Here is a 21,877-nt window from a genome sequence, read left to right on the forward strand (position 1 = left end):
ACGCCCCTCACCCCTCCCTCGCCGCCTTCAGCGCCGCCACCACCCCTTCCCCGTACGTCGCCCGCTTCTTCTCGCCCACGCCGCTCACCCCGGTCAGGCCCTCCACCGAGTCGGGGCGGGCCGCGACGATGGCGCGCAGCGTCGCGTCGGTGAAGACGATGTAGGCGGGGACGGCCTGTTCGCGGGCCTGTTCGGCGCGCCAGGCGCGCAGCGCCTCGAAGAGCGGGACGTCGGCCTCGGGCAGGTCCACGGGTGGCTTCTTGGCGCCACCGCGTCCCGAGGAGCCCGAGCCGCCGGAGGCGCGCGGCGCCTTCTTCGGCTCCTTGCGCAGCATCACCTGCCGCTCGCCGCGCAGCACCGCGCCCGCCTCCTCCGTGACGGACAGCGTGTTGTACTCGCCGCCCACCTCCAGGAGTCGCTGGGCGAGCAACTGCCGGATGATGCCCCGCCATTCGGTCTCGCTCAGGTCCTCGCCGACCCCGAAGACCGAGAGCTGGTCGTGGTCGAAGCGGATGACCTTCGCGGTGCGCCTGCCGAGCAGGATGTCGATGATCTGGCCCGTGCCGAAGCTCTGCCCGCGCTCGCGGCGCAGGCGGATCACGGTGGACAGGGCCTTCTGCGCTGGCACGGTGCCGTCGAAGGCGTCGGGGCTGCCGTGCAGGCAGTTGTCGCAGTTCCCGCACTTCTCGCCGGTCTGCTCCTGCCCGAAGTAGGCGAGGAGCTGGGCGCGCCGGCAGTTCACCGTCTCGCAGAGCGCGAGCATCGCGTCGAGGTGCGCGCCCGCGCGGCGGCGGAACGCCTCGTCGCCCTCGCCGCCCTGGAGCATCTTGCGCTGCTGCACGACGTCCTGGATGCCGTACGCGAGCCACGCCGTGGACGGCTGCCCGTCACGGCCCGCGCGGCCCGTCTCCTGGTAGTAGCCCTCCACCGACTTCGGCAGGTCCAGGTGGGCCACGAAGCGCACGTCGGGCTTGTCGATGCCCATGCCGAAGGCGATCGTCGCGACGACGACGAGCCCGTCCTCGCGCAGGAACCTGGACTGGTGCAGCGCACGCGTACGGCCGTCGAGACCCGCGTGGTACGGGACGGCCTTGACGCCGTTGTCGTTGAGGAAGGCCGCGACGCGCTCGACGCTGTTGCGCGAGAGGCAGTACACGATGCCCGCGTCCCCCGGGTGCTCCTCGGTGAGGAAGCGGAGCAGCTGGCGGTTCGGGCTGTCCTTCGCCACGATCCGGTACTGGATGTTCGGGCGGTCGAAGCTCGCCTCGAAGTGCTTGGCGTCCCGCATCCCGAGGCGCTCGGTGATCTCCTTGTGCGTCGCCCGCGTCGCCGTCGCCGTCAGCGCGATGCGCGGGACGTCGGGCCAGCGCTCGCCGAGCACCGACAGGTTGAGGTAGTCGGGGCGGAAGTCGTGGCCCCACTGGGCGACGCAGTGCGCCTCGTCGATGGCGAAGAGCGAGACCGTGCCGCGCGCGAGGAGATCGGCGGTCGCCTGGACGCGGAGGCGCTCGGGGGCGAGGTAGAGGAGGTCCAGCTCGCCCGCGAGGAACTCCGCCTCGACGGTACGGCGCTCGTCGAGGTCGAGCGTCGAGTTGATGAAACCCGCGCGGACGCCGAGCGCGCGCAGGGCGTCCACCTGGTCCTGCATGAGCGCGATGAGCGGGGAGATCACGACGCCCGTGCCGGGGCGGGCGAGGGCGGGGATCTGGTAGCACAGCGACTTGCCGCCGCCGGTCGGCATGAGGACGACCGCGTCGCCGCCGGAGACGACCTGCTCGATGATCGCCTTCTGCTCGCCGCGGAAGGAGTCGTAGCCGAAGACGCGCTTGAGGATCTCGGCGGGGTCGCCCTGCGGGGGGCGGGCGGCGGTGGCGGCGGGCGCCGCCACCGGGGGCGCGTCCTCTTCGAAGCTCTCCGGGACGGTGTCCCAGCCGCCCCAGAGGTCGGAGTCCTCCGTCAAGGCGTCGTCCTGCTCGGCCACACCGTTCGCCTCGTCCATCGCTCGTGTCCCCGTCGTGCCGTCCGTACCTGTCCCAGCAACCATAGGCAGATCGGCCGACATGGTGCGGAAAGTTATCCACAGGTCACCCTCCGCGGTATGACGAACGGGCCCGGGGCTGCGCCCCGGACCCGCTTTGCGGGGCTCCGCCCCACACCCCCCTCCTCAATCGCCGGAGGGGCTACATCTGGTGTCACCGTACAAATACGCCCGCCGACCCCGCCAGATCCAGGAAGTACTGCGGCGCCACACCGAGCACCACCGTCACCACGACCCCCAGCGCGATCGCCGTCGTCGTCAGCACCGAGGGCACCGCGACCGCCGGGCCGTCCGGCTTCGGCTCGCTGAAGAACATCAGGACGATGACGCGGATGTAGAAGAACGCCGCGATCGCCGAGGAGAGCACGCCGACGATCACCAGCGGGATCGCGCCACCCTCGGCCGCCGCCTTGAACACCGCGAACTTGCCCGCGAAACCGCTGGTCAGCGGGATGCCGGCGAAGGCGAGGAGAAAGATCCCGAAGACCGCGGCCACGAGCGGGGACCTGCGGCCGAGGCCCGCCCACTTCGACAGGTGTGTGGCCTCGCCCCCCGCGTCGCGTACCAGCGTGACCACCGCGAAGGCGCCGATCGTCACGAAGGAGTAGCCGCCCAGGTAGAAGAGGACGGAGGAGACGCCGTCGGGGTTCGTCGCGATGACACCCGCGAGGATGAACCCGGCATGGGCGACGGAGGAGTACGCGAGCAGTCGCTTGATGTCCGTCTGCGTGATCGCGATGATCGCGCCGCCCAGCATCGTGACGATCGCCACACCCCACATCACCGGGCGCCAGTCCCAGCGCAGCCCCGGCAGGACCACGTACAGGAGCCGGAGCAGCGCCCCGAAGGCCGCGACCTTCGTCGCCGCCGCCATGAAGCCGGTGACCGGGGTGGGGGCGCCCTGGTAGACGTCCGGGGTCCACATGTGGAAGGGGACGGCGCCGACCTTGAAGAGCAGGCCCATCACGATCAGCGCGCCGCCGATGAGGAGCAGCGCGTCATTGCCCATCGTGTCGGCGAGCGCCGGGTTGATGGAGGTGAGGTCGCCCTCGACGACGCGCGCGATGACCCCGTACGACATCGAGCCCGCGTACCCGTACAAGAGAGCGATGCCGAAGAGGAGGAACGCGGAGGAGAAGGCGCCGAGGAGGAAGTACTTGACCGCCGCCTCCTGCGAGAGCAGCCGCTTGCGGCGCGCGAGGGCGCACAGCAGGTAGAGCGGCAGCGACAGGACCTCCAGGGCCACGAAGAGCGTCAGGAGGTCGTTCGCGGCCGGGAAGACGAGCATCCCGGCGAGCGCGAAGAGGGAGAGCGGGAAGACCTCCGTCGTCGTGAACCCGGCCTTCACCGCCGCCTGTTCGGACTCCGAGCCCGGTACGGCGGCGGGCTGGGCGGCGAAGGAGTCGACGGGCTTGCCGTGCGTCTGAGGGTCGAGCTTGTGCTCGGCGAAGGTGAAGACGGCGACGAGCCCGACGAGCAGGATCGTGCCCTGGAGGAAGAGCGCCGGTCCGTCGACGGCGAGCGCGCCCATCGCCGCGATGTGCGCCTTGGTCGTCCCGTACCCCTGCGCCGCGAGGACCACGACAGCGGCGAAGGCCCCCGCCAACGCGACGACGGAGAGCAGGAGTTGGGTCGTGCGCCGGGCGCGGCGCGGGACGAAGGCCTCGACGAGGATGCCGAGGATCGCCGCGCCGAGCACGACGAGCACGGGCGAGATCTGCGCGTACTCGATGTGCGGCGTGCTGATCTTGTCGATCGGCCCCGCCGCGCTCGTCCACGCTCCGGATGTCCACAGGCTGTGGACGGCCGTGGCTGTCATTTCCCTGCCTCCACGTGCGGTTGCGGGTCCTTCTCGTGTACGTCGGACATCGTCTGCTTGACCGCCGGGTTGATCACGTCGGTGACCGGCTTCGGGTAGACGCCGAGGACGACGAGCAGCACGATCAGCGGTACGGCGACGACGAGTTCACGCGCGCGCAGGTCGCCCATCGCGGAGACCTCGGGCTTGACCGGGCCCGTCATCGTGCGCTGGTAGAGCACGAGGACGTACAGCGCGGCGAGGACGATGCCGACCGTCGCGATGATGCCGAGCGCCTTGTGGCGTTCGAAGGTGCCGACGAGGACGAGGAACTCACTGACGAACGGGGCGAGTCCGGGCAGCGAGAGCGTCGCCAGGCCCCCGACGAGGAACGTCCCGGCGAGGACCGGGGCGACCTTCTGCACCCCCCCGTAGTCGGAGATGAGCCGCGAGCCGCGCCGGGAGATGAGGAACCCGGCGACGAGCATCAACGCGGCGGTGGAAATACCGTGGTTGACCATGTAGAGCGTCGCGCCGGACTGGCCCTGCGAGGTCATCGCGAAGATGCCCAGGATGATGAAGCCGAAGTGCGACAACGAGGCGTACGCGATGAGGCGCTTGATGTCGCGCTGACCGACCGCGAGCAGCGCCCCGTACAGGATGCTGATGACCGCCAGGACGAGGATCACGGGCGTCGCCCACTTGCTCGCCTCGGGGAAGAGCTGGAGGCAGAAGCGAAGCATCGCGAAGGTGCCGACCTTGTCGACGACCGCCGTGATGAGCACGGCGACCGGCGTGGAGGCCTCGCCCATCGCGTTCGGCAGCCACGTGTGGACGGGCCACAGCGGGGCCTTGACCGCGAAGGCGAAGAAGAAGCCCAGGAACAGCCAGCGTTCGGTGGACGTGGCCATCGAAAGGGAGCCGTCCGCACGGGCGTTCAGGATCTCGGTGAGCGAGAACGTGTGCGTGACGGTGTAGAGGCCGATCACCGCGGCGAGCATGACGAGTCCGCCCGCGAGGTTGTACAGGAGGAACTTCACCGCCGCGTAGGAGCGTTGGGTGGCCTCCTCCTGTGCGTCGCGGCCGCTCGCGCGGTCCCCGAACCCCCCGATGAGGAAGTACATCGGGATGAGCATCGCTTCGAAGAAGAGGTAGAAGAGGAAGACGTCGGTGGCCTCGAAGGAGAGCACCACCATCGCCTCGACGAGGAGGATCAGCGCGAAGAAGCCCTGGGTGGGGCGCCAGCGGCGGCTGTTGGTCTCCAGGCCGTCCGGCTCGTGCCAGCCGGCGAGCATGACGAACGGGATGAGCAGCGCGGTGAGCGCGAGCAGGACCGTGCCGATGCCGTCGACGCCGAGTTCGTAGCGGACCCCGAAGTCGGCGATCCAGCTGTGGGACTCGGTGAGTTGGTACCGGCCGCCGTCCGGGTCGAAGCGGACGAGCACGGCGATCGCGAGCGCCAGCGTGGCGAGCGAGAAGAGCAGCGCGAGCCACTTCGCCGCCGTGCGCCGGGCGGCCGGGACCGCGGCGGTGAGCACGGCGCCCACCGCGGGGACGGCGGCCGTCACGGTCAGCAGGGGGAAGGACATGTCACACCGCCCTCATGAGTAGGGTCGCGGCGATCAGCACCGCCGTACCTCCGAACATCGACAACGCGTAACTGCGGACCTTGCCGTTCTGCACCCGGCGCAGCCTGCCCGAGAACCCGCCGAAGGCGGCGGCGGTGCCGTTGACGACACCGTCCACGAGGGAGTGGTCGACGTAGACGAGCGAGCGGGTGAGGTGCTCGCCGCCCGAGACGAGGACGACGTGGTTGAAGTCGTCCTGGAGCAGGTCGCGGCGGGCCGCGCGGGTGAGGAGCGAGCCGCGCGGCACGGCGGCGGGGACCGGGCGCCTGCCGTACTGGAGCCAGGCGATGCCGACGCCGACGAGGAGCAGCACGATCGTGGCCGCCGTGACGGTGGTCGCGGAGACGGGCGAGTCGCCGTGGCTGTGGTGCGTGACCGGTTCGAGCCAGTGCAGGAAGCGGTCTCCGACACCGAAGACGCCGCCCGCGAAGACCGAGCCGAAGGCGAGGACGATCATGGGGATCGTCATGGACTTCGGGGACTCGTGGGGGTGCGGCTCGTTGCCCTGCGCGTCCGGCTTCCAGCGCTTCTCGCCGAAGAAGGTCATGAGCATCACGCGCGTCATGTAGTACGCGGTGATCGCGGCGCCGAGCAGGGTCACCGCGCCGAGAATCCAGCCCTCGGTGCCGCCCTTCGCGAACGCCGCCTCGATGATCTTGTCCTTCGAGAAGAAGCCCGACAGGCCCGGGAAGCCGATGATCGCGAGGTAGCCGAGGCCGAAGGTCACGAAGGTGACCGGCATCTTCCGCCAAAGGCCCCCGTAGTGGCGCATGTTGACCTCGTCGTTCATGCCGTGCATGACCGAACCGGCGCCGAGGAAGAGCCCGGCCTTGAAGAAGCCGTGCGTCACGAGGTGCATGATCGCGAAGACGTAGCCGATCGGGCCGAGCCCGGCGGCGAGGACCATGTACCCGATCTGCGACATCGTCGAGCCCGCGAGGGCCTTCTTGATGTCGTCCTTCGCGCAACCGACGATCGCCCCGAACAGGAGCGTGACGGCACCGACGATGACGACGACGAGTTGCGCGTCCGGTGCCGCGTCGAAGATGTTCGCGGAGCGCACGATGAGGTACACACCGGCGGTGACCATCGTCGCGGCGTGGATGAGCGCGGAGACCGGGGTCGGGCCCTCCATCGCGTCGCCCAGCCAGGACTGGAGCGGCACCTGGGCCGACTTGCCACAGGCCGCGAGGAGCAGCATGAGCGCGATCCCGTTGAGCGTGCCCTGGCTGACGCCGGAGTCGCCGGCCTTCGAGAAGACCTCGCCGAAGCCGAAGCCGCCGAAGGTCGTGAACATCAGCATGATGGCGATCGAGAGGCCGACGTCACCGACGCGGTTGACGAGGAAGGCCTTCTTCGCCGCCGTCGCCGCGCTCGGCCGGTCCTGCCAGAAGCCGATGAGCAGGTACGAGGCGAGCCCCACGCCCTCCCAACCGGCGTACAGCAGGAGGTAGTTGTCCGCGAGGACGAGCAGGAGCATCGCCGCGAGGAACAGGTTGAGGTAGCCGAAGAAGCGGCGGCGGCGCGGGTCGTGCGCCATGTAGCCGATCGAGTAGACGTGGATGAGCGTGCCCACGCCGGTGATCAGGAGCACGAAGGTCATCGACAGCTGGTCGAGACCGAAGGCCACGTCCGCCTGGAACCTCTCCACCGGCACCCACGTGAACAGGTGCTGGTGCAGGCCCCGTTCGTCGGCACTCTTGCCGAGCATGTCGACGAAGAGGACGGCGCCGATGACGAACGAGGCGAGGGCCAGGGCCGTGCCGAGCAGGTGCCCGGCCCGGTCGAGGAGACGGCCGCCGCACAGCAGCACGACCGCTCCGAGCAAGGGCGCCGCGATGAGCAGCGCGATCAGGTTGTTCACTGTCAACGACCCCTCAGAGCTTCATCAGGTCGGCGTCGTCGACCGAGGCGGAGTGCCGGGCCCGGAAGACCGACACGATGATCGCGAGCCCCACCACGACCTCGGCGGCGGCGACGACCATCGTGAAGAACGCGATGATCTGCCCGTCGAGGTTGCCGTGCATGCGGGAGAAGACGACGAACGCCAGGTTGCACGCGTTGAGCATGAGCTCGACGCACATGAACACGACGATCGCGTTGCGGCGGACGAGCACGCCGGTCGCGCCGATGGTGAAGAGGATCGCCGCGAGATACAGGTAGTAGACCGGGTTCACTTCGTCCTCTCCTCCTCACGCGTACCGATGCGGGCCGCGCCGCCGGTACCGGAGCCGCCACCCGGACGGGAGGAGCCACCCGTACGGGACGAGCCGCCCGTCCCCGGGTCGCCCGCCTCGCCCCCGCGCCCCAGCCGCTCCGTCGAGCGCTGTTCCAGCGCCTTCAGGTCGGCCAGCGCCTCGCTCGACACGTCCCTGATCTGTCCCCGCTGCCGCAGCGTCGGGTTCACCGTCAGCTCGGACGGGGTGCCGTCCGGGAGCAGCCCGGGGACGTCCACCGCGTTGTGCCGGGCGTAGACGCCGGGGGCGGGCAGCGGCGGGAGGTGCTTGCCCTCGCGGACCCGCTTCTCGGCCATCTCGCGCTGGTTCAGAGCGCGTTCGGTGCGCTCGCGGTGCGTGAGCACCATCGCGCCGACCGTCGCGGTGATGAGCAGAGCGCCGGTGATCTCGAAGGCGAAGACGTACGTCGTGAAGATCTCGCGCGCGAGCCCCTGCACGTTCCCGCCCGCGTTGGCGCGCCCGGTGCCCTGGAACTGGCTGACCGAGGCATTGCCGATGCCGCCGACGAGGAGCGCGCCGAAGCCGAGGAAGCACAGCACGGCGAGCCAGCGCTGTCCCTTGATCGTCTCCTTGAGCGAGTCGGCCGCGGTGACGCCGACGAGCATCACGACGAAGAGGAAGAGCATCATGACGGCGCCGGTGTAGACGACGATCTGCACGATGCCGAGGAAGTACGCGCCGTTGGCGAGGTAGAAGACCGCGAGGACGATCATCGTGCCCGCGAGGCACAGCGCGCTGTGCACGGCCTTCGGCATGAGCACCGTGCACAGGGCGCCGATGACGGCGACGACGCCGAGGATCCAGAACTGGACGGCCTCGCCCGTGGAGGTGTGGTACGCGGCGAGCGTGTCCAACTGGCCGTTCGCGACAACCGTGTTGAGGCCGGTCATGACGCCGCCCCCCGGTCCATCGGGGTCTCCTCGTGCGGGGCGCCCGAGGAGACGGCCGCCGCCGTGTGCTCGACGGTGACCGGCTCCTCGTCGGTCTTCTCGCCCTTGGACGTGGCGACCTGCCGTACGGTCCCGGGCGCGGCCTCGGTGACGAGCCCCCGGTAGTAGTCGCCCTCGTCCATGCCCGGGAAGATCGCGTGCGGCGAGTCGACCATGTCCTCGGTGAGCCCGGCGAGGAGCTGGTCCTTCGTGTAGATGAGGCTCTCGCGTGTGGAGTCGGCGAGTTCGAACTCGCTCGTCATCGTGAGCGCCCTGGTCGGGCACGCCTCGATGCACAGCCCGCACAGGATGCAGCGCGCGTAGTTGATCTGGTAGACGCGGCCGTAGCGCTCACCCGGCGAGTACCGCTCCTCCTCCGTGTTGTCCGCGCCCTCGACGTAGATCGCGTCGGCGGGACAGGCCCAGGCGCACAGCTCGCAGCCGACGCACTTCTCCAGGCCGTCCGGGTGCCGGTTGAGCTGGTGTCGGCCGTGGAACCGGGGGGCGGTGACCTTGGGCTGCTCCGGGTACTGCTCGGTGAGCCGCTTCTTGAACATGGCCTTGAAGGTCACGCCGAAGCCGGCCACCGGGTTCTGGAAGCCCGGGGCGACCGGGTGCTCGCCGCCTTCCGGTGCTTGTGTACGTGCGGGCTCCGCGCCCGCGCGGGCGGCGAGTTCGCCGTCCCCGCCGCGCTTGTCGCGTCCGAGCCGCTTCTTGCGCTCAGCCATCGGACTCCTCCTTTCCTGCGGTCTGCGAGCTGTCCGTCCGCTGTCCACCACTGCCGACCAGCTCCCGTTCCCCGCGCGGCCTGCGGCGCGGCACCGGGGGCAGGGTCTGCCCCGGCAGCGGGGGTACGGGGTAGCCGCCGGCCATCGGGTCGAAGGCGGCCCCGTCGGGCTCGGCCGGCTCGGGCTCGGGGGGTGGCGCGCCTCGGTCCCGGTACATGTCCACGAGGAAGGTCACGAGCAGGATCACCACGACGGCGGCGACGACCCACAGCAGGATCTGCGCGTAGTCGTAGTTCTCGTTGCGCAGCACCCGCACGGTGGCGACGAGCATGAGCCACACGACCGAGACGGGGATGAGCACCTTCCAGCCGAGCTTCATCAGCTGGTCGTACCTGACGCGGGGCAGCGAGCCGCGCAGCCAGATGAAGAAGAACAACAGGAGTTGCACCTTCACGACGAGCCACAGGAGCGGCCACCAGCCGTGGTTGGCGCCCTCCCAGAAGGTGCTGATGGGCCAGGGGGCCCGCCAGCCGCCGAGGAAGAGCGTCGCGGCGACCGAGGAGACCGTCACCATGTTGACGTACTCGGCGAGCATGAACATCGCGAACTTGATCGAGGAGTACTCGGTGTTGAAGCCGCCGACGAGGTCGCCCTCGGACTCCGGCATGTCGAAGGGCGCGCGGTTCGTCTCGCCGACCATCGTCACGATGTAGAGGAGGAACGAGACGGGCAGCAGCACGATGTACCAGCGGCCGTTCTGCGCGTCCACGATCGCGGACGTCGACATCGAGCCGGAGTAGAGGAACACCGAGGCGAAGGCGGCGCCCATGGCGATCTCGTAGGAGATCATCTGCGCGCAGGAGCGCAGCCCGCCGAGGAGCGGGTACGTGGAGCCGGACGACCAGCCCGCCAGCACGATGCCGTAGATGCCGACCGAGGCCGTCGCGAGGATGTAGAGCATCGCGATCGGGAGGTCGGTGAGCTGCATCGCGGTGCGGTGGCCGAAGACGGAGATCTCGTTGCCCGCGGGGCCGAAGGGGATGACCGCGATCGCCATGAAGGCGGGGATCGCGGCGACGACGGGGGCGAGGATGTAGACCGCCTTGTCGGCCCGCTTGACGAGCAGGTCCTCCTTCAGCATGAGCTTCACGCCGTCCGCGAGGGACTGGAGCATGCCCCAGGGACCCGTGCGGTTCGGGCCGATGCGCAACTGCATCCAGCCGACGACCTTCCGCTCCCAGACGATCGCGAAGAGCACCGAGATCATCAGGAAGGCGAAGCAGAACACCGCCTTGACGACCACGAGCCACCACGGATCGGTCCCGAAGAGGCTGAGGTCCTCGGCGGCGAGCGGGGTGAGCGGTACGGAGCCCGCCGCCCCGAGTGCGGCGCTCATGCGCTCACCCCCGCTCCGGACTCGGGTCGCGGTACCACGGGCACCTGACTCACGCGCGCACCTCCGGTGTGCTGACAGTTCACGAAGCGGCCTCCGCTTCCGTCGCGGGTACGCGCCGTGCGGGCCCGATCCGTACGAGCGAGCCGACCTGGGCGCCCGTGTCGGCCGCCACGCCCTCGCCCACCGAGTTGAGCGGCAGCCACACCACCCGGTCGGGCATCTCGGCGGTCACGACGAGCGGCAGCGCGGTCGTCCCCTCGGGCCCCGTGACCTCCAGGACCTCGCCGTCGGCGACGCCCGCCTCGATCGCGGTCGCGGCCGAGAGCCGGGCGACGGCGGCGTGCCGCGTCGCGGCGAGCGCCTGATCGCCCTCCTGGAGCCGCCCCCGGTCCAGGAGGAGCCGGTGCCCGGCGAGCACGGCCTCCCCGGCGGCGGGGCGCGGCTGGGGTACGGGGGTGCCGGTGGGCCGGGCGTCGAAGCGGGCCCTGGCCGGGATCTCGGCGGCGCCGAGCGCGTCGAGTTCGCGGCGCGCGGCGGCGAGGTCGGGCAGGCCGAGGTGGACGTCCATGACGTCCGCGACCATCTGGAGGACGCGCGCGTCGCTCGGGGCGAGCCGTCTGGTCATCTGGTCGGGCTTGAGCGCGGCCTCGAACTTCCGCGCCCGGCCCTCCCAGTTGAGGAAGGTGCCCGCTTTCTCCGCGACGGCGGCGACGGGGAGCACCACATCGGCGCGGCGCGTCACGTCGCTGGGGCGCTGCTCCAGGCTCACGACGAAACCGACGCGGTCCAGGGCCTCCTGGGCCAGCAGGGGCTCGGGCAGGTCGCCGGGTTCGACGCCCGCGACGAGCAGGGCGCCGAGTTCGCCGTCCCTGGCCGCGCGCAGGATCTGCGCGGTGTCGCGCCCGTACCGCGAGGGCAGTTCGGCGAGCCCCCAGACGCGCGCGACTTCGGAGCGGGCGCGCGGGTCGGTCGCGGGGCGGCCGCCGGGAAGGAGCGAGGGCAGCGCCCCGGCCTCCAGGGCGCCGCGCTCCCCGGCCCTGCGCGGAATCCACACGAGGTCGGCGCCGGTCGCCGCGGCGGTCCGTACGGCGGCGGTCAGCGCGCCGGGGACGGTCGCGAGGCGTTCGCCGACGATGATCACGGAGCCTTCGGCGCGCAGCGCGTCGAGCGCTTCGCGGCCGAGGTCCTCGAGGCCGACGCCGCCCGCGAGCGCGTCGAGCCACTCGGTCTCGGTGCCGGGCGCGGCGGGCAGGAGGGTGCCGCCCGCCTTGGTGAGCCCGCGCGTGGCGTGCGTGGCGAGCGAGAAGACGCGCTGGCCGTGCTTGCGCCAGGCTTTGCGGAGCCGCAGGAAGACCCCGGCGGCCTCCTCCTCGGCCTCGATCCCGGCGAGCAGCACGGCGGGCGCCTCTTCGAGGAGGCGGTACGTGACGCCCGTGCCGTCGAGGTCGGCGCCGCGCCCCGCGACGTGCGCGGCGAGGAAGTCGGCCTCTTCCGCGCTGTGCGCGCGGGCGCGGAAGTCGATGTCGTTGGTGCCGAGCGCGACGCGCGCGAACTTGCTGTAGGCGTACGCGTCCTCGACGGTGAGCCGGCCCCCGGTGAGGACCCCGGCCCGCCCGCGCGCGCCCGCGAGCCCGGCGGCGGCGGCTTCGAGGGCCTCCGGCCAGGAGACGACGCGCAGTTCACCCGATTCCGGGTCGCGCACGAGCGGGTTGGTGAGGCGGTCGGTCTGCTGCGCGTAGCGGAAGCCGAAGCGGCCCTTGTCGCACAGCCACTCCTCGTTGACCTCGGGGTCGTTCGCGGCGAGGCGGCGCATGACCTTGCCGCGCCGGTGGTCGGTACGGGTCGCGCAGCCGCCCGCGCAGTGCTCGCACACGCTCGGGCTGGAGGTGAGGTCGAAGGGCCGGGAGCGGAAGCGGTAGGCGGCCGAGGTGAGCGCGCCGACGGGGCAGATCTGGATGGTGTTGCCCGAGAAGTACGACTCGAAGGGGTCGCCCTCACCGGTGCCGACCTGCTGGAGCGCGCCGCGCTCGATCAGCTCGATCATCGGGTCCCCGGCGATCTGGTTCGAGAACCGTGTGCACCGCGCGCACAGCACGCACCGCTCGCGGTCCAGGAGGACCTGCGCGGAGATGGGCACGGGCTTCTCGTACGTGCGCTTCTTGCCCTCGAAACGGGATTCCGCGTTGCCGTGCGAGAGCGCCTGGTTCTGGAGCGGGCACTCGCCGCCCTTGTCGCACACGGGGCAGTCGAGGGGGTGGTTGATCAGGAGCAGTTCCATCACGCCGTGCTGCGCCTTGGTGGCGACGGGCGAGGTGAGCTGCGTCTTGACGACCATGCCCTCGGTGCACGTGATGGTGCACGAGGCCATCGGCTTGCGCTGGCCCTCCACTTCGACGATGCACTGGCGGCAGGCCCCGGCGGGGTCGAGCAGCGGGTGGTCGCAGAAGCGGGGGATCTCGATGCCGAGTTCCTCGGCGGCGCGGATGACGAGGGTGCCCTTGGGCACGGAGATCTCGGCGCCGTCGATGGTCAGGGTGACCAGGTCCTCGGGCGGGGGCGCGGCGGGGGCACCCGAAGCGGGCGCGCCTGTCGTCACGGTCATGCGGTCACCTCCAGGTGTGTGTCGCGCTTGTCCGCCCAGAGCGTGGACTTGGCGGGGTCGAAGGGGCAGCCCTTGCCGTCGAGGTGCGCCTCGTACTCCTCGCGGAAGTACTTGAGCGAGGACGCGATGGGCGAGGCGGCGCCGTCGCCGAGGGCGCAGAAGGACTTGCCGTTGATGTTGTCGGCGATGTCGAGGAGCTTGTCGAGGTCGTCGGCGCGACCCTTGCCCGCCTCGATGTCGCGGAGCAACTGCACGAGCCAGTAGGTGCCTTCGCGACACGGTGTGCACTTGCCGCAGGACTCGTGCGCGTAGAACTCGGTCCAGCGCGTCACGGCGCGCACGACGCAGGTCGTCTCGTCGAAGCACTGGAGCGCCTTGGTGCCGAGCATGGACCCGGCGGCGCCGACCCCCTCGTAGTCGAGGGGGACGTCGAGGTGCTCCTCGGTGAACATCGGCGTCGAACTGCCGCCCGGGGTCCAGAACTTGAGCCGGTGCCCGGGGCGCATCCCGCCACTGAGGTCGAGGAGCTGGCGCAGCGTGATGCCGAGCGGGGCCTCGTACTGGCCCGGGCTCGCGACGTGCCCGCTGAGCGAGTACAGCGTGAAGCCCGGGGACTTCTCGCTGCCCATCGAGCGGAACCACTCCTTGCCCCGGTTCAGGATCGCGGGAACCGAGGCGATGGACTCGACGTTGTTCACGACAGTGGGGCAGGCGTACAGGCCCTCGACGGCCGGGAAGGGCGGCCGCAGCCGGGGCTGGCCGCGCCTGCCTTCGAGGGAGTCGAGCAGCGCGGTCTCCTCGCCGCAGATGTACGCGCCCGCGCCCGCGTGCACGGTCAGCTCCAGGTCGATGCCGCTGCCGAGGATGTTCTCGCCGAGGTACCCGGCGGCGTACGCCTCGCGCACGGCCTCGTGCAGGCGCCGCAGCACGGGGACGACCTCACCGCGGAGGTAGATGAAGGCGTGCGAGGAGCGGATGGCGTAGCAGGCGATGACGATGCCCTCGATGAGGGCGTGCGGATTGGCGAAGAGGAGCGGGATGTCCTTGCACGTCCCGGGCTCCGACTCGTCCGCGTTGACGACGAGGTAGTGCGGCTTGCCGTCGCCCTGCGGGATGAACTGCCACTTCATCCCGGTCGGGAACCCGGCACCGCCCCTGCCCCGCAGCCCCGCGTCCTTGACGTAGGCGATGAGGTCGTCGGGGCTCATGGCGAGCGCCTTCTTGAGGCCCTCGTAGCCGTCGTCGCAACGGCGGTACGTGTCGAGCGTCCAGGACTCGGGCTGGTCCCAGGAGGCGGAGAGGACGGGGGCGAGGAAGTCGCCCGGGGCGCTCCCCTTGCTCCCCGCGTCGCCCGCGTTGTCCGCGTCTTCGGCTGCCACGGTCATCACTCCCCCTCCTCTGCGGTGGGTCCCGCCGGGTGGGCGGGATCGGACGCCGAGGTCTCCTGCGGCGCGTCGTGCGAACTGGGGTGGGTGCTCGGCGGCTGCTCGCCGGGGGTACGAGGCGCGGCCTCGTCCGCCGTGCGCGGCTCCGCGTCCTGCGGCTGCGCGCTCACCGGGCGCGGGTGGACGACGCGCGGCTGGGGGTTCTCGCCCTTCGCGTACCGCAGCCCGACGAGCGAGGCGGCTCCCGCGCCGCCGCTCGCGGCGACCGCGCCCTCGCGCTGGTCGGGGAAGCCGGCGAGGATGCGCGCGGTCTCCTTGAAGGTGCACAGCGGCGCGCCCCGGGTCGGCTCGACCTCGCGCCCGGCGCGCAGGTCGTCGACGAGCCGGATCGCGGACTCCGGCGTCTGGTTGTCGAAGAACTCCCAGTTCACCATCACGACGGGCGCGAAGTCGCAGGCCGCGTTGCACTCGATGTGCTCCAGCGTGACCTTGCCGTCCTCGGTCGTCTCGTCGTTGCCGAGGGCCAGGTGCTCCTGGAGCGTCTCGAAGATCGCGTCCCCGCCCATCACCGCGCACAGCGTGTTGGTGCAGACCCCGACCTGGTAATCGCCTGAGGGCTTGCGCCGGTACATCGTGTAGAAGGTCGCGACCGCGTTCACCTCGGCGGTGGTGAGCCCCAACTGCTGTGCGCAGAAGGCCATTCCGGTCCGGGTGACGTGCCCTTCCTCGGACTGCACGAGGTGCAGCAGCGGAAGGAGCGCCGAACGGGCCCCCGGGTAGCGGGAGATGATCTCGGCCGCGTCCGCCTCCAGGCGCGCGCGGACCTCGGGCGGGTAGTCGGGCGCGGGGAGTTGCGGCATCCCCAGACTGACGTCGGTCACCGGTCGACTCCTCCCATCACGGGGTCGATGGAGGCGACGGCCACGATGACGTCGGCGACCTGGCCGCCCTCGCACATCGCGGCCATGGCCTGAAGGTTGGTGAAGGACGGGTCGCGGAAGTGGACCCGGAAGGGGCGGGTGCCGCCGTCCGAGACGACGTGCGCGCCGAGTTCGCCCTTCGCGGACTCGACCGCCGCGTACGCCTGGCCTGGCGGGACCCTGAAGCCCTCGGTGACGAGCTTGAAGTGGTGGATCAGGGCCTCCATCGAGGTGCCCATGATCTCCCTGATGTGGTCGAGCGAGTTGCCGATCCCGTCGGGCCCCTGGGCGAGTTGGGCGGGCCAGGCGATCTTCTTGTCCGCGACCATGACCGGGCCCGGCTGCCGCAGGCGCTCCGCGCACTGCTCGATGACGCGCAGCGACTCGCGCATCTCGGCCATGCGGACGAGGAAGCGCCCGTAGGAGTCGCAGCCGTCGTCGGTCGGGATGTCGAAGTCGTACGTCTCGTAGCCGCAGTACGGCTGCGCCTTGCGCAGGTCGTGCGGGAGCCCGGCCGAGCGCAGGATGGGCCCGGTCGCGCCGAGGGCCATGCAGCCGGTGAGGTCGAGGTGGCCGACGTCCTTCATGCGGGCGCGGAAGATCGGGTTCCCGGTGGCGAGCTTGTCGTACTCGGTGAGGTTGTGCCGCATCGTCTTGACGAACTCGGCGAGTGCGTCGAGCGAGCCGGGCGGGAGGTCCTGCGCGAGGCCGCCGGGCCTGATGAACGCGTGGTTCATGCGGAGACCGGTGAACAACTCGAAGAGGTCGAGGCACAGTTCGCGGTCACGGAAGCCGTAGATCATGATCGTCGTGGAGCCCAGTTCCATGCCGCCCGTCGCAATGGCGACGAGGTGCGAGGAGATGCGGTTGAGCTCCATGAGCAGGACGCGGACGATGCTGGCGCGCTCCGGCACGTCCTCCTCGATGCCGAGCAGGCGCTCGACGCCGAGGCAGTACGCGGTCTCGTTGAAGAACGGCGTGAGGTAGTCCATCCGCGTCACGAACGTCGTGCCCTGGGTCCAGGTGCGGAACTCCAGGTTCTTCTCGATGCCCGTGTGCAGGTAGCCGATGCCGCAGCGGGCCTCGGTGACCGTCTCACCGTCGATCTCCAGGATGAGCCGCAACACCCCGTGCGTGGACGGGTGTTGCGGGCCCATGTTGACGATGATGCGCTCGTCGTCGGCCTTGGCCGCGGCCTCGACGACCTCGTCCCAGTCGCCGCCGGTGACGGTGTAGACCGTGCCCTCGGTGGTCCTGCGGGACCCCGGCGTGGTGGTGCTGCTCATGTGTACGACCTCCGCTGGTCGGGAGCCGGGATCTGGGCGCCCTTGTACTCCACGGGGATGCCGCCCAGGGGGTAGTCCTTGCGCTGCGGGAAGCCCTGCCAGTCGTCGGGCATCATGATCCGCGTGAGGGCCGGGTGGCCGTCGAAGATCAGCCCGAAGAAGTCGTAGGTCTCGCGCTCGTGCCAGTCGTTGGTCGGGTAGAGCGCGACGAGCGAGGGCAGGTGCCGGTCGGCGTCGGGGACGCTCACCTCGATCCGGATCAGCCGGTTGTGGGTGATCGACCGCAGGTGGTAGACGGCGTGCAGCTCCCGCCCCTTGTCGCCCGGGTAGTGCACCCCGCTCACGCCCGTGCACAGCTCGAAGCGCAGCGCCGGGTCGTCGCGCAGCGTCCGCGCGACCTGTACGAGGTGCTCGCGCTCGACGTGGAAGGTCAGCTCGCCGCGGTCGACGACGGTCTTCCACAGCGCGTGCTCGGGGACGAGGCCCTGTTCCTCCAGGGCCCCTTCCAGCTCGTCGGCGACCTCGTCGAACCAGCCGCCGTACGGGCGGTTCGAAGCTCCCGGCATCCGTACGGTCCGCACGAGCCCGCCGTAGCCGCTCGTGTCCCCGCCCGGCGAGCCGCCGAACATCCCCCTGCGGACCGCGATGACCTCGTCGGCCCGCGCCCGGGGAGCGGGCAACTGCCCCTCCGCACCCGGGCTTTCGGGCCCGGCCCCGGCCGGTACGTCCTCGGGGGCGGGCGCGCTCGCGGGGGCGGGGTCGGCGGGGGTGGGGCTCGCGCCCGTACCGGCGTCCTCGGCCGTACGCTCGCGCGGCGCCGCGTCCTCGGGCGCGCGCTCCTCGCGCGGCTCGTCCTCGGGCGTACGGTCGCTCATCGCAGCAGCCCCTTCATCTCGATGAGGGGCAGCGCCTTGAGCGCGGCCTCCTCGGCTTCGCGGGCCGCTTCTTCCGCGTTCACGCCGAGCTTGGTGCCCTGCACCTTCTGGTGCAGCTTGAGGATCGCGTCGATCAGCATCTCGGGGCGGGGCGGGCAGCCGGGCAGGTAGATGTCGACCGGAACGACGTGGTCCACGCCCTGCACGATCGCGTAGTTGTTGAACATGCCGCCCGAGGAGGCGCACACGCCCATGGAGATGACCCACTTGGGGTTCGGCATCTGGTCGTAGACCTGCCGCAGGACGGGGGCCATCTTCTGGCTCACCCGGCCCGCGACGATCATCAGGTCGGCCTGCCGGGGCGAGCCCCGGAAGACCTCCATGCCGAAGCGCGCGAGGTCGTAGCGGCCCGCGCCCGTCGTCATCATCTCGATGGCGCAGCACGCGAGCCCGAACGTCGCCGGGAACATGGACGACTTGCGCACCCAGCCCGCGGCCTGTTCGACGGTGGTGAGCAGAAATCCGCTCGGAAGTTTCTCTTCGAGTCCCATTGATGGCCCCTTAGACCGTGTCGTCCCCTGCGGGTCTCAGTCCCATTCCAGGCCGCCGCGCCGCCATACGTACGCATAGGCGACGAAGACGGTGAGCACGAAGAGCAGCATCTCCACGAGCCCGAAAACGCCCAGGGCGTCGAAGGTCACGGCCCAGGGGTAGAGAAAGACGATCTCGATGTCGAAGACGATGAAGAGCATCGCCGTCAGGTAGTACTTGATGGGGAATCGCCCGCCGCCGGCCGGCGTGGGGGTCGGTTCGATTCCGCATTCATAGGCTTCGAGCTTCGCCCTGTTGTAACGCTTTGGACCGATAAGCGTGGCCATGACCACGGAGAAGATCGCAAAGCCTGCCCCGAGGGCTCCCAGTACGAGGATGGGCGCATAAGCGTTCACCGCTCCTCGCTCCTCTCAGTCGGCACTGACTGCGTACACGGGTCCCCCCGGGCCGCCGCTGTGCCGCCCGGGGCCGCCGGGCCTGCTCCCCACCGCTCCTCTCCGCGCCCCGATGACGAAGATCGCGAATATGTGAGGCAGTTCACAAGCCTGACTGCCCCGCATCCTATGCCCGCCTCTCTGTGATCTGCGACACGGGGTACACCCCCGCGTTTGTGATCTACGCCACCTGACGCCGGATCACGCGCGCGCATATGCCCGGGCTTTCGTACAGCGCGCGGCGGAATGATCACTTCCGGTGAGTCCCGCGCGCGGTTTCCGCAGGTGGGGAGGGGGTCGCTCTATCAAGAGGATGTAGGCTCAAGCAAATTGGCGTTGGACTCGATCTCTTGATATAGGAACCGTCGCCGCCAAGAGCCCGAAAAGTCCCCACAACGCCGTTCTTGCGCCGGGGAATTCACCTTCCCCGGCTCCGTCCCCCTTTCCCCACCCGTTTCCGCTCCTCCGAACGGCTCCCGCGCGTGCACGCGTTCACGAAGGGGAAATCACCCGCGCCGGGGAGCGGGTGGGGCCGTTCGGGGAACCCCCGCCGAGCACCTGGCCCCGCGCCGACCACCCTCACCCCACCCCTCCCCGCCCCTCGCGGACGCGCCCTTCGCCTACACCGTTCCGTGACCTGCGCCACTCCCGCACCGTGACCTGGGACGACGGGCTTGGCCACGAAGCGGGAGCGATGGTAGGCGCGGGGCAATTGGGACGTATCGCGGAAACAGCGGGATCACGGCCATGATCACCACAGACAGGGCCTGCCCCTTTCGCCCCCTATGGGTGATCAGACCGAATAAGGGCCCGCACCTTTCGCCCGTTTTGCGGTCAACAGTGGCGCATCCCACGTTTGTTGAACCCGCGGGCGGCCTCTTGATAGCGATAGGTCCCATGCCCCACACCGCTCAGATACCCAGCCACCGGAAGCCCCGCCGGAGCGCCTCCCGCATCGCCCTGCGTGCCGGCGTCGCCAGTGGCGTGCTCGGCACGCTCGCGGTGGCCGGTGCGACGGGTTCGGCCTCGGCCGCCGAACCGGTGACCGAGACCATCGAGATGCCGACCCTGACCGCCAACCTCTCCGCCGCCATGGCCGCGGCCGCCGACTCGACGCAGCAGATGGCCACGAGCTACGAGCTCCGCGCCGAGCAGGACGCCGCCGTCGCCAAGGCCGCCAAGGAGGCGAAGGCCGACCGCAAGCAGGCGGAGAAGAAGGCCGAGGAGAAGGCCGAGGCGAAGAAGAAGGCCGCCGAGGAGGCCGCCGCGAAGCGCGCCGCCGAGCAGCGGACCGCCTCGCGCTCCGCCGCCCGTACGACCCTCGCGCCGTCCACGTCCACGTCCACGTCCGCGAGCACCGGCACGTCCACCGTCTCGACGCAGTCGGCGGGAGCCCCCGCGAGCGGTTCCGCCGCGAGCGTCATCGCCTTCCTGAAGTCGCACGTCGGCGACGCGTACGTCATGGGCGGCACCGGCCCGCACTCCTGGGACTGCTCGGGCCTGACCCAGGCGGCGTTCCGCTCGGTCGGCATCGACCTCCCGCGCACCTCGCAGGAGCAGTCCACGGCCGGCACCCAGGTCTCCGTCTCCTCGGCGCAGCCGGGCGACCTCCTCTACTGGGGCGGCGCGGGTTCCGCGTACCACGTGGGCGTCTACATCGGGAACGGCCAGTACCTCGACGCCGCCAACCCCGGCAAGGGCGTCGTCATCCAGGACCTCTCCGGCTACCCGGCCTCGGGAGCGATCCGGCTCCTCTGAGCCCCGCGCACGCGCCACTTCGGGCGGGACCCCTTCGCGGGGTCCCGCCCGACGCGCGTCTCAGGACCGGATCGCCGAGGCGCAGCGGTCCTGCGCGCCCGCGTGCCCGTCGATCGTGCCCTCGCTGTCGTACGGGTCGATGACGACGCCGTCGTCGGGCGCCACCGTGGCGCGCTCGGTGCCGAACTCGGGGCTGAAGTACCCCTTCCTGTCCCCGCACCCGCCGTTGGTGACGTCCGACGCGTACGACACGAGCTGGAACGTCCCCGCTCCGGGCGTCCCCGGGGCCCGCCAGCGCAGGACCACCGCGCGCCGCACGATGGTGCGCACGACCTCGCCGCCGCCGGAGGCACGCACCACCGGGTACACGTAGGTGACGTCCGTCGTCACGTCGATCCCGCCCCCCTCGGCCGCGCGGTACGTCATCCCGCCGCGTGTCTTGACGACGTCCCCCGCGAAGGCGAAGCGCTCGGGGTCGAAGCGGGTGGCGAGGCGGAGCGGGTCGTTCTTCGCGCTGGGCGCGCCGAACGCGTCGGAGACGTACTCCCGTACCGCGCGCTGCCGGGGGTCGAGGAAGCGCAGTGCCCCGGTGGGGCGTTCGCCCCGCAGGACGCCGGGGTCCAGGTTCGTGCCGACGAGGAAGTCCCTCGTCCTGCCGAGCGCCTCGCGGACCTCGGCGGCGCTCAGGCCACCGCTCGCGCGCGCGGCGGGCACGTCGATGCCTTCCGCGCCCTCGGCCCAGTCCTCGGCGGGCGAGTCGCGGAACGGCTCGCGGACCGTGGGCCCCTGCGGGGCCGCCGGTCCGGTGGAACCGTCCCCGAAGCGGAAGAGGCCGGTCAGCGGCCCGGGCACGAAGGCGACGATCGCGAGGACGACGACGGCGGCGACGATGATCGTGAACCAGGGCCTGCGCTCGCGGCGGGGCGCGGCGAGCCGGTAGGCGCGCGGGGGCTCGGGCGGGGGCTGCTCCTGGAGCCTGCGGGTCACCATCCGGGCCCGCGCCGAGGGCTCCTTGGGCGCGTCCGCGGCCCCGGTCCCGGCGGCGGCCTCCCGCAGGAAGCGGTCCCACTCCTCGTCCGGAATGGAGTCGTCGCTCCTGTTCACGCTGGTGTCTCCTTCCTGACCGGACGCGCGGGTGGCGGCGGCCGGTCGTGTCGCGGGGCCGGGACGCCCGCGAGGCGTGGGGGGGGGGGGGGGGGCGGGCCCCCCCCCCCCCCGCGGGGGGCCGGGGGGGGGGGGGGGGGGGGTGGTGTGGGGGCGGTGCGCGGGTGGTGGTGTGCGGGGGTGGTGGCGGCGCTTGGCCCTGGCGCG

General features: G+C 70.9%; 17 protein-coding genes. 1 reads left to right on the plus strand and 16 read right to left on the minus strand.

The genetic code is table 11. The annotated features are described in order from the left end of the window. Positions 1 to 7 precede the first annotated feature (7 nt). The 15 genes from recQ to ACIP4O_RS28560 form a co-directional block, all read right to left on the minus strand. Positions 8 to 1,999: a DNA helicase RecQ gene (gene recQ, locus ACIP4O_RS28490; RefSeq protein ID WP_401578838.1), complete on the minus strand. Its 1,992-nt coding sequence runs from the start codon at positions 1,997 to 1,999 to the stop codon at positions 8 to 10. A gap of 193 nt (positions 2,000 to 2,192) precedes the next feature. Beyond that, positions 2,193 to 3,857: an NADH-quinone oxidoreductase subunit NuoN gene (gene nuoN / locus ACIP4O_RS28495; protein WP_401578806.1), complete on the minus strand. Its 1,665-nt coding sequence runs from the start codon at positions 3,855 to 3,857 to the stop codon at positions 2,193 to 2,195. Beyond that, positions 3,854 to 5,425, minus strand: a complete 1,572-nt coding sequence (locus tag ACIP4O_RS28500; RefSeq protein ID WP_401578808.1) for an NADH-quinone oxidoreductase subunit M — start codon at positions 5,423 to 5,425, stop codon at positions 3,854 to 3,856. The genes nuoN and ACIP4O_RS28500 overlap by 4 nt, the downstream gene beginning before the upstream one ends. A 1-nt stretch (position 5,426) precedes the next feature. Further along, positions 5,427 to 7,328 carry an NADH-quinone oxidoreductase subunit L gene (nuoL, locus tag ACIP4O_RS28505; protein WP_401578810.1) on the minus strand — a complete coding sequence of 634 codons (1,902 nt, stop codon included), beginning with the start codon at positions 7,326 to 7,328 and terminating at the stop codon, positions 5,427 to 5,429. A gap of 13 nt (positions 7,329 to 7,341) precedes the next feature. Further along, entirely contained in the window at positions 7,342 to 7,641 is a 300-nt protein-coding gene (nuoK, locus tag ACIP4O_RS28510) for an NADH-quinone oxidoreductase subunit NuoK (RefSeq protein WP_008746219.1), read from the minus strand. Further along, positions 7,638 to 8,591 carry an NADH-quinone oxidoreductase subunit J gene (locus ACIP4O_RS28515; protein WP_401578813.1) on the minus strand — a complete coding sequence of 318 codons (954 nt, stop codon included), beginning with the start codon at positions 8,589 to 8,591 and terminating at the stop codon, positions 7,638 to 7,640. The genes nuoK and ACIP4O_RS28515 overlap by 4 nt, the downstream gene beginning before the upstream one ends. Further along, on the minus strand, positions 8,588 to 9,358 hold the full coding sequence (gene nuoI, locus ACIP4O_RS28520; RefSeq protein ID WP_401578815.1) for an NADH-quinone oxidoreductase subunit NuoI: 771 nt from the start codon (positions 9,356 to 9,358) through the stop codon (positions 8,588 to 8,590). Before nuoI ends, ACIP4O_RS28515 begins: the two co-directional genes overlap by 4 nt. After that, the gene (gene nuoH / locus ACIP4O_RS28525; RefSeq protein ID WP_361329080.1) at positions 9,351 to 10,754 is read right to left on the minus strand and encodes an NADH-quinone oxidoreductase subunit NuoH; all 1,404 of its coding nucleotides are present in this window, start codon (positions 10,752 to 10,754) and stop codon (positions 9,351 to 9,353) included. The genes nuoI and nuoH overlap by 8 nt, the downstream gene beginning before the upstream one ends. Positions 10,755 to 10,833: 79 nt before the next feature. After that, positions 10,834 to 13,356, minus strand: a complete 2,523-nt coding sequence (locus ACIP4O_RS28530; protein ID WP_401578817.1) for an NADH-quinone oxidoreductase subunit G — start codon at positions 13,354 to 13,356, stop codon at positions 10,834 to 10,836. Continuing rightward, on the minus strand, positions 13,353 to 14,741 hold the full coding sequence (gene nuoF / locus ACIP4O_RS28535; protein ID WP_401578819.1) for an NADH-quinone oxidoreductase subunit NuoF: 1,389 nt from the start codon (positions 14,739 to 14,741) through the stop codon (positions 13,353 to 13,355). The genes ACIP4O_RS28530 and nuoF overlap by 4 nt, the downstream gene beginning before the upstream one ends. Continuing rightward, positions 14,741 to 15,622, minus strand: coding sequence for an NADH-quinone oxidoreductase subunit NuoE (gene nuoE / locus ACIP4O_RS28540; protein ID WP_401578820.1), 882 nt, complete (start codon positions 15,620 to 15,622; stop codon positions 14,741 to 14,743). Before nuoE ends, nuoF begins: the two co-directional genes overlap by 1 nt. Beyond that, positions 15,619 to 16,947 carry an NADH-quinone oxidoreductase subunit D gene (locus tag ACIP4O_RS28545; RefSeq protein WP_401578822.1) on the minus strand — a complete coding sequence of 443 codons (1,329 nt, stop codon included), beginning with the start codon at positions 16,945 to 16,947 and terminating at the stop codon, positions 15,619 to 15,621. The genes nuoE and ACIP4O_RS28545 overlap by 4 nt, the downstream gene beginning before the upstream one ends. Beyond that, complete coding sequence (locus ACIP4O_RS28550; RefSeq protein WP_401578824.1) at positions 16,944 to 17,822, minus strand: NADH-quinone oxidoreductase subunit C; 879 nt, start codon at positions 17,820 to 17,822, stop codon at positions 16,944 to 16,946. The genes ACIP4O_RS28545 and ACIP4O_RS28550 overlap by 4 nt, the downstream gene beginning before the upstream one ends. Further along, entirely contained in the window at positions 17,819 to 18,373 is a 555-nt protein-coding gene (locus tag ACIP4O_RS28555; protein ID WP_007823336.1) for an NADH-quinone oxidoreductase subunit B family protein, read from the minus strand. The genes ACIP4O_RS28550 and ACIP4O_RS28555 overlap by 4 nt, the downstream gene beginning before the upstream one ends. A 36-nt stretch (positions 18,374 to 18,409) precedes the next feature. Next, positions 18,410 to 18,769 carry an NADH-quinone oxidoreductase subunit A gene (locus tag ACIP4O_RS28560; RefSeq protein ID WP_007383963.1) on the minus strand — a complete coding sequence of 120 codons (360 nt, stop codon included), beginning with the start codon at positions 18,767 to 18,769 and terminating at the stop codon, positions 18,410 to 18,412. 936 nt (positions 18,770 to 19,705) lie between these two features. Between ACIP4O_RS28560 and ACIP4O_RS28565 the strand changes: the two genes are divergently transcribed. Next, positions 19,706 to 20,566: a C40 family peptidase gene (locus tag ACIP4O_RS28565; protein WP_401578826.1), complete on the plus strand. Its 861-nt coding sequence runs from the start codon at positions 19,706 to 19,708 to the stop codon at positions 20,564 to 20,566. A 60-nt stretch (positions 20,567 to 20,626) separates the two neighbouring features. Here the strand turns inward: ACIP4O_RS28565 and ACIP4O_RS28570 are convergent, their stop codons facing one another. Continuing rightward, a complete protein-coding gene (locus ACIP4O_RS28570; RefSeq protein WP_401578827.1) occupies positions 20,627 to 21,670 on the minus strand; it encodes a hypothetical protein in 1,044 nt (347 codons plus the stop codon). Positions 21,671 to 21,877 lie beyond the last annotated feature (207 nt).

The sequence above is a fragment of the Streptomyces sp. NPDC088923 genome (assembly GCF_044749745.1).
Taxonomy (GTDB): domain Bacteria; phylum Actinomycetota; class Actinomycetes; order Streptomycetales; family Streptomycetaceae; genus Streptomyces.

What these genes read in the sequence shown, in the direction of transcription:
- nuoN (WP_401578806.1), bottom strand. Translation starts at nt 3,857, where the DNA reads ATGACAGCCACGGCCGTCCACAGCCTGTGGACATCCGGAGCGTGGACG.
- nuoI (WP_401578815.1), bottom strand. Translation starts at nt 9,358, where the DNA reads ATGGCTGAGCGCAAGAAGCGGCTCGGACGCGACAAGCGCGGCGGGGAC.
- ACIP4O_RS28565 (WP_401578826.1), top strand. Translation starts at nt 19,706, where the DNA reads ATGCCCCACACCGCTCAGATACCCAGCCACCGGAAGCCCCGCCGGAGC.
- nuoF (WP_401578819.1), bottom strand. Translation starts at nt 14,741, where the DNA reads ATGACCGTGGCAGCCGAAGACGCGGACAACGCGGGCGACGCGGGGAGC.
- recQ (WP_401578838.1), bottom strand. Translation starts at nt 1,999, where the DNA reads ATGGACGAGGCGAACGGTGTGGCCGAGCAGGACGACGCCTTGACGGAG.
- ACIP4O_RS28550 (WP_401578824.1), bottom strand. Translation starts at nt 17,822, where the DNA reads ATGAGCGACCGTACGCCCGAGGACGAGCCGCGCGAGGAGCGCGCGCCC.
- ACIP4O_RS28545 (WP_401578822.1), bottom strand. Translation starts at nt 16,947, where the DNA reads ATGAGCAGCACCACCACGCCGGGGTCCCGCAGGACCACCGAGGGCACG.
- ACIP4O_RS28500 (WP_401578808.1), bottom strand. Translation starts at nt 5,425, where the DNA reads ATGTCCTTCCCCCTGCTGACCGTGACGGCCGCCGTCCCCGCGGTGGGC.
- nuoH (WP_361329080.1), bottom strand. Translation starts at nt 10,754, where the DNA reads ATGAGCGCCGCACTCGGGGCGGCGGGCTCCGTACCGCTCACCCCGCTC.
- ACIP4O_RS28530 (WP_401578817.1), bottom strand. Translation starts at nt 13,356, where the DNA reads ATGACCGTGACGACAGGCGCGCCCGCTTCGGGTGCCCCCGCCGCGCCC.
- ACIP4O_RS28515 (WP_401578813.1), bottom strand. Translation starts at nt 8,591, where the DNA reads ATGACCGGCCTCAACACGGTTGTCGCGAACGGCCAGTTGGACACGCTC.
- ACIP4O_RS28555 (WP_007823336.1), bottom strand. Translation starts at nt 18,373, where the DNA reads ATGGGACTCGAAGAGAAACTTCCGAGCGGATTTCTGCTCACCACCGTC.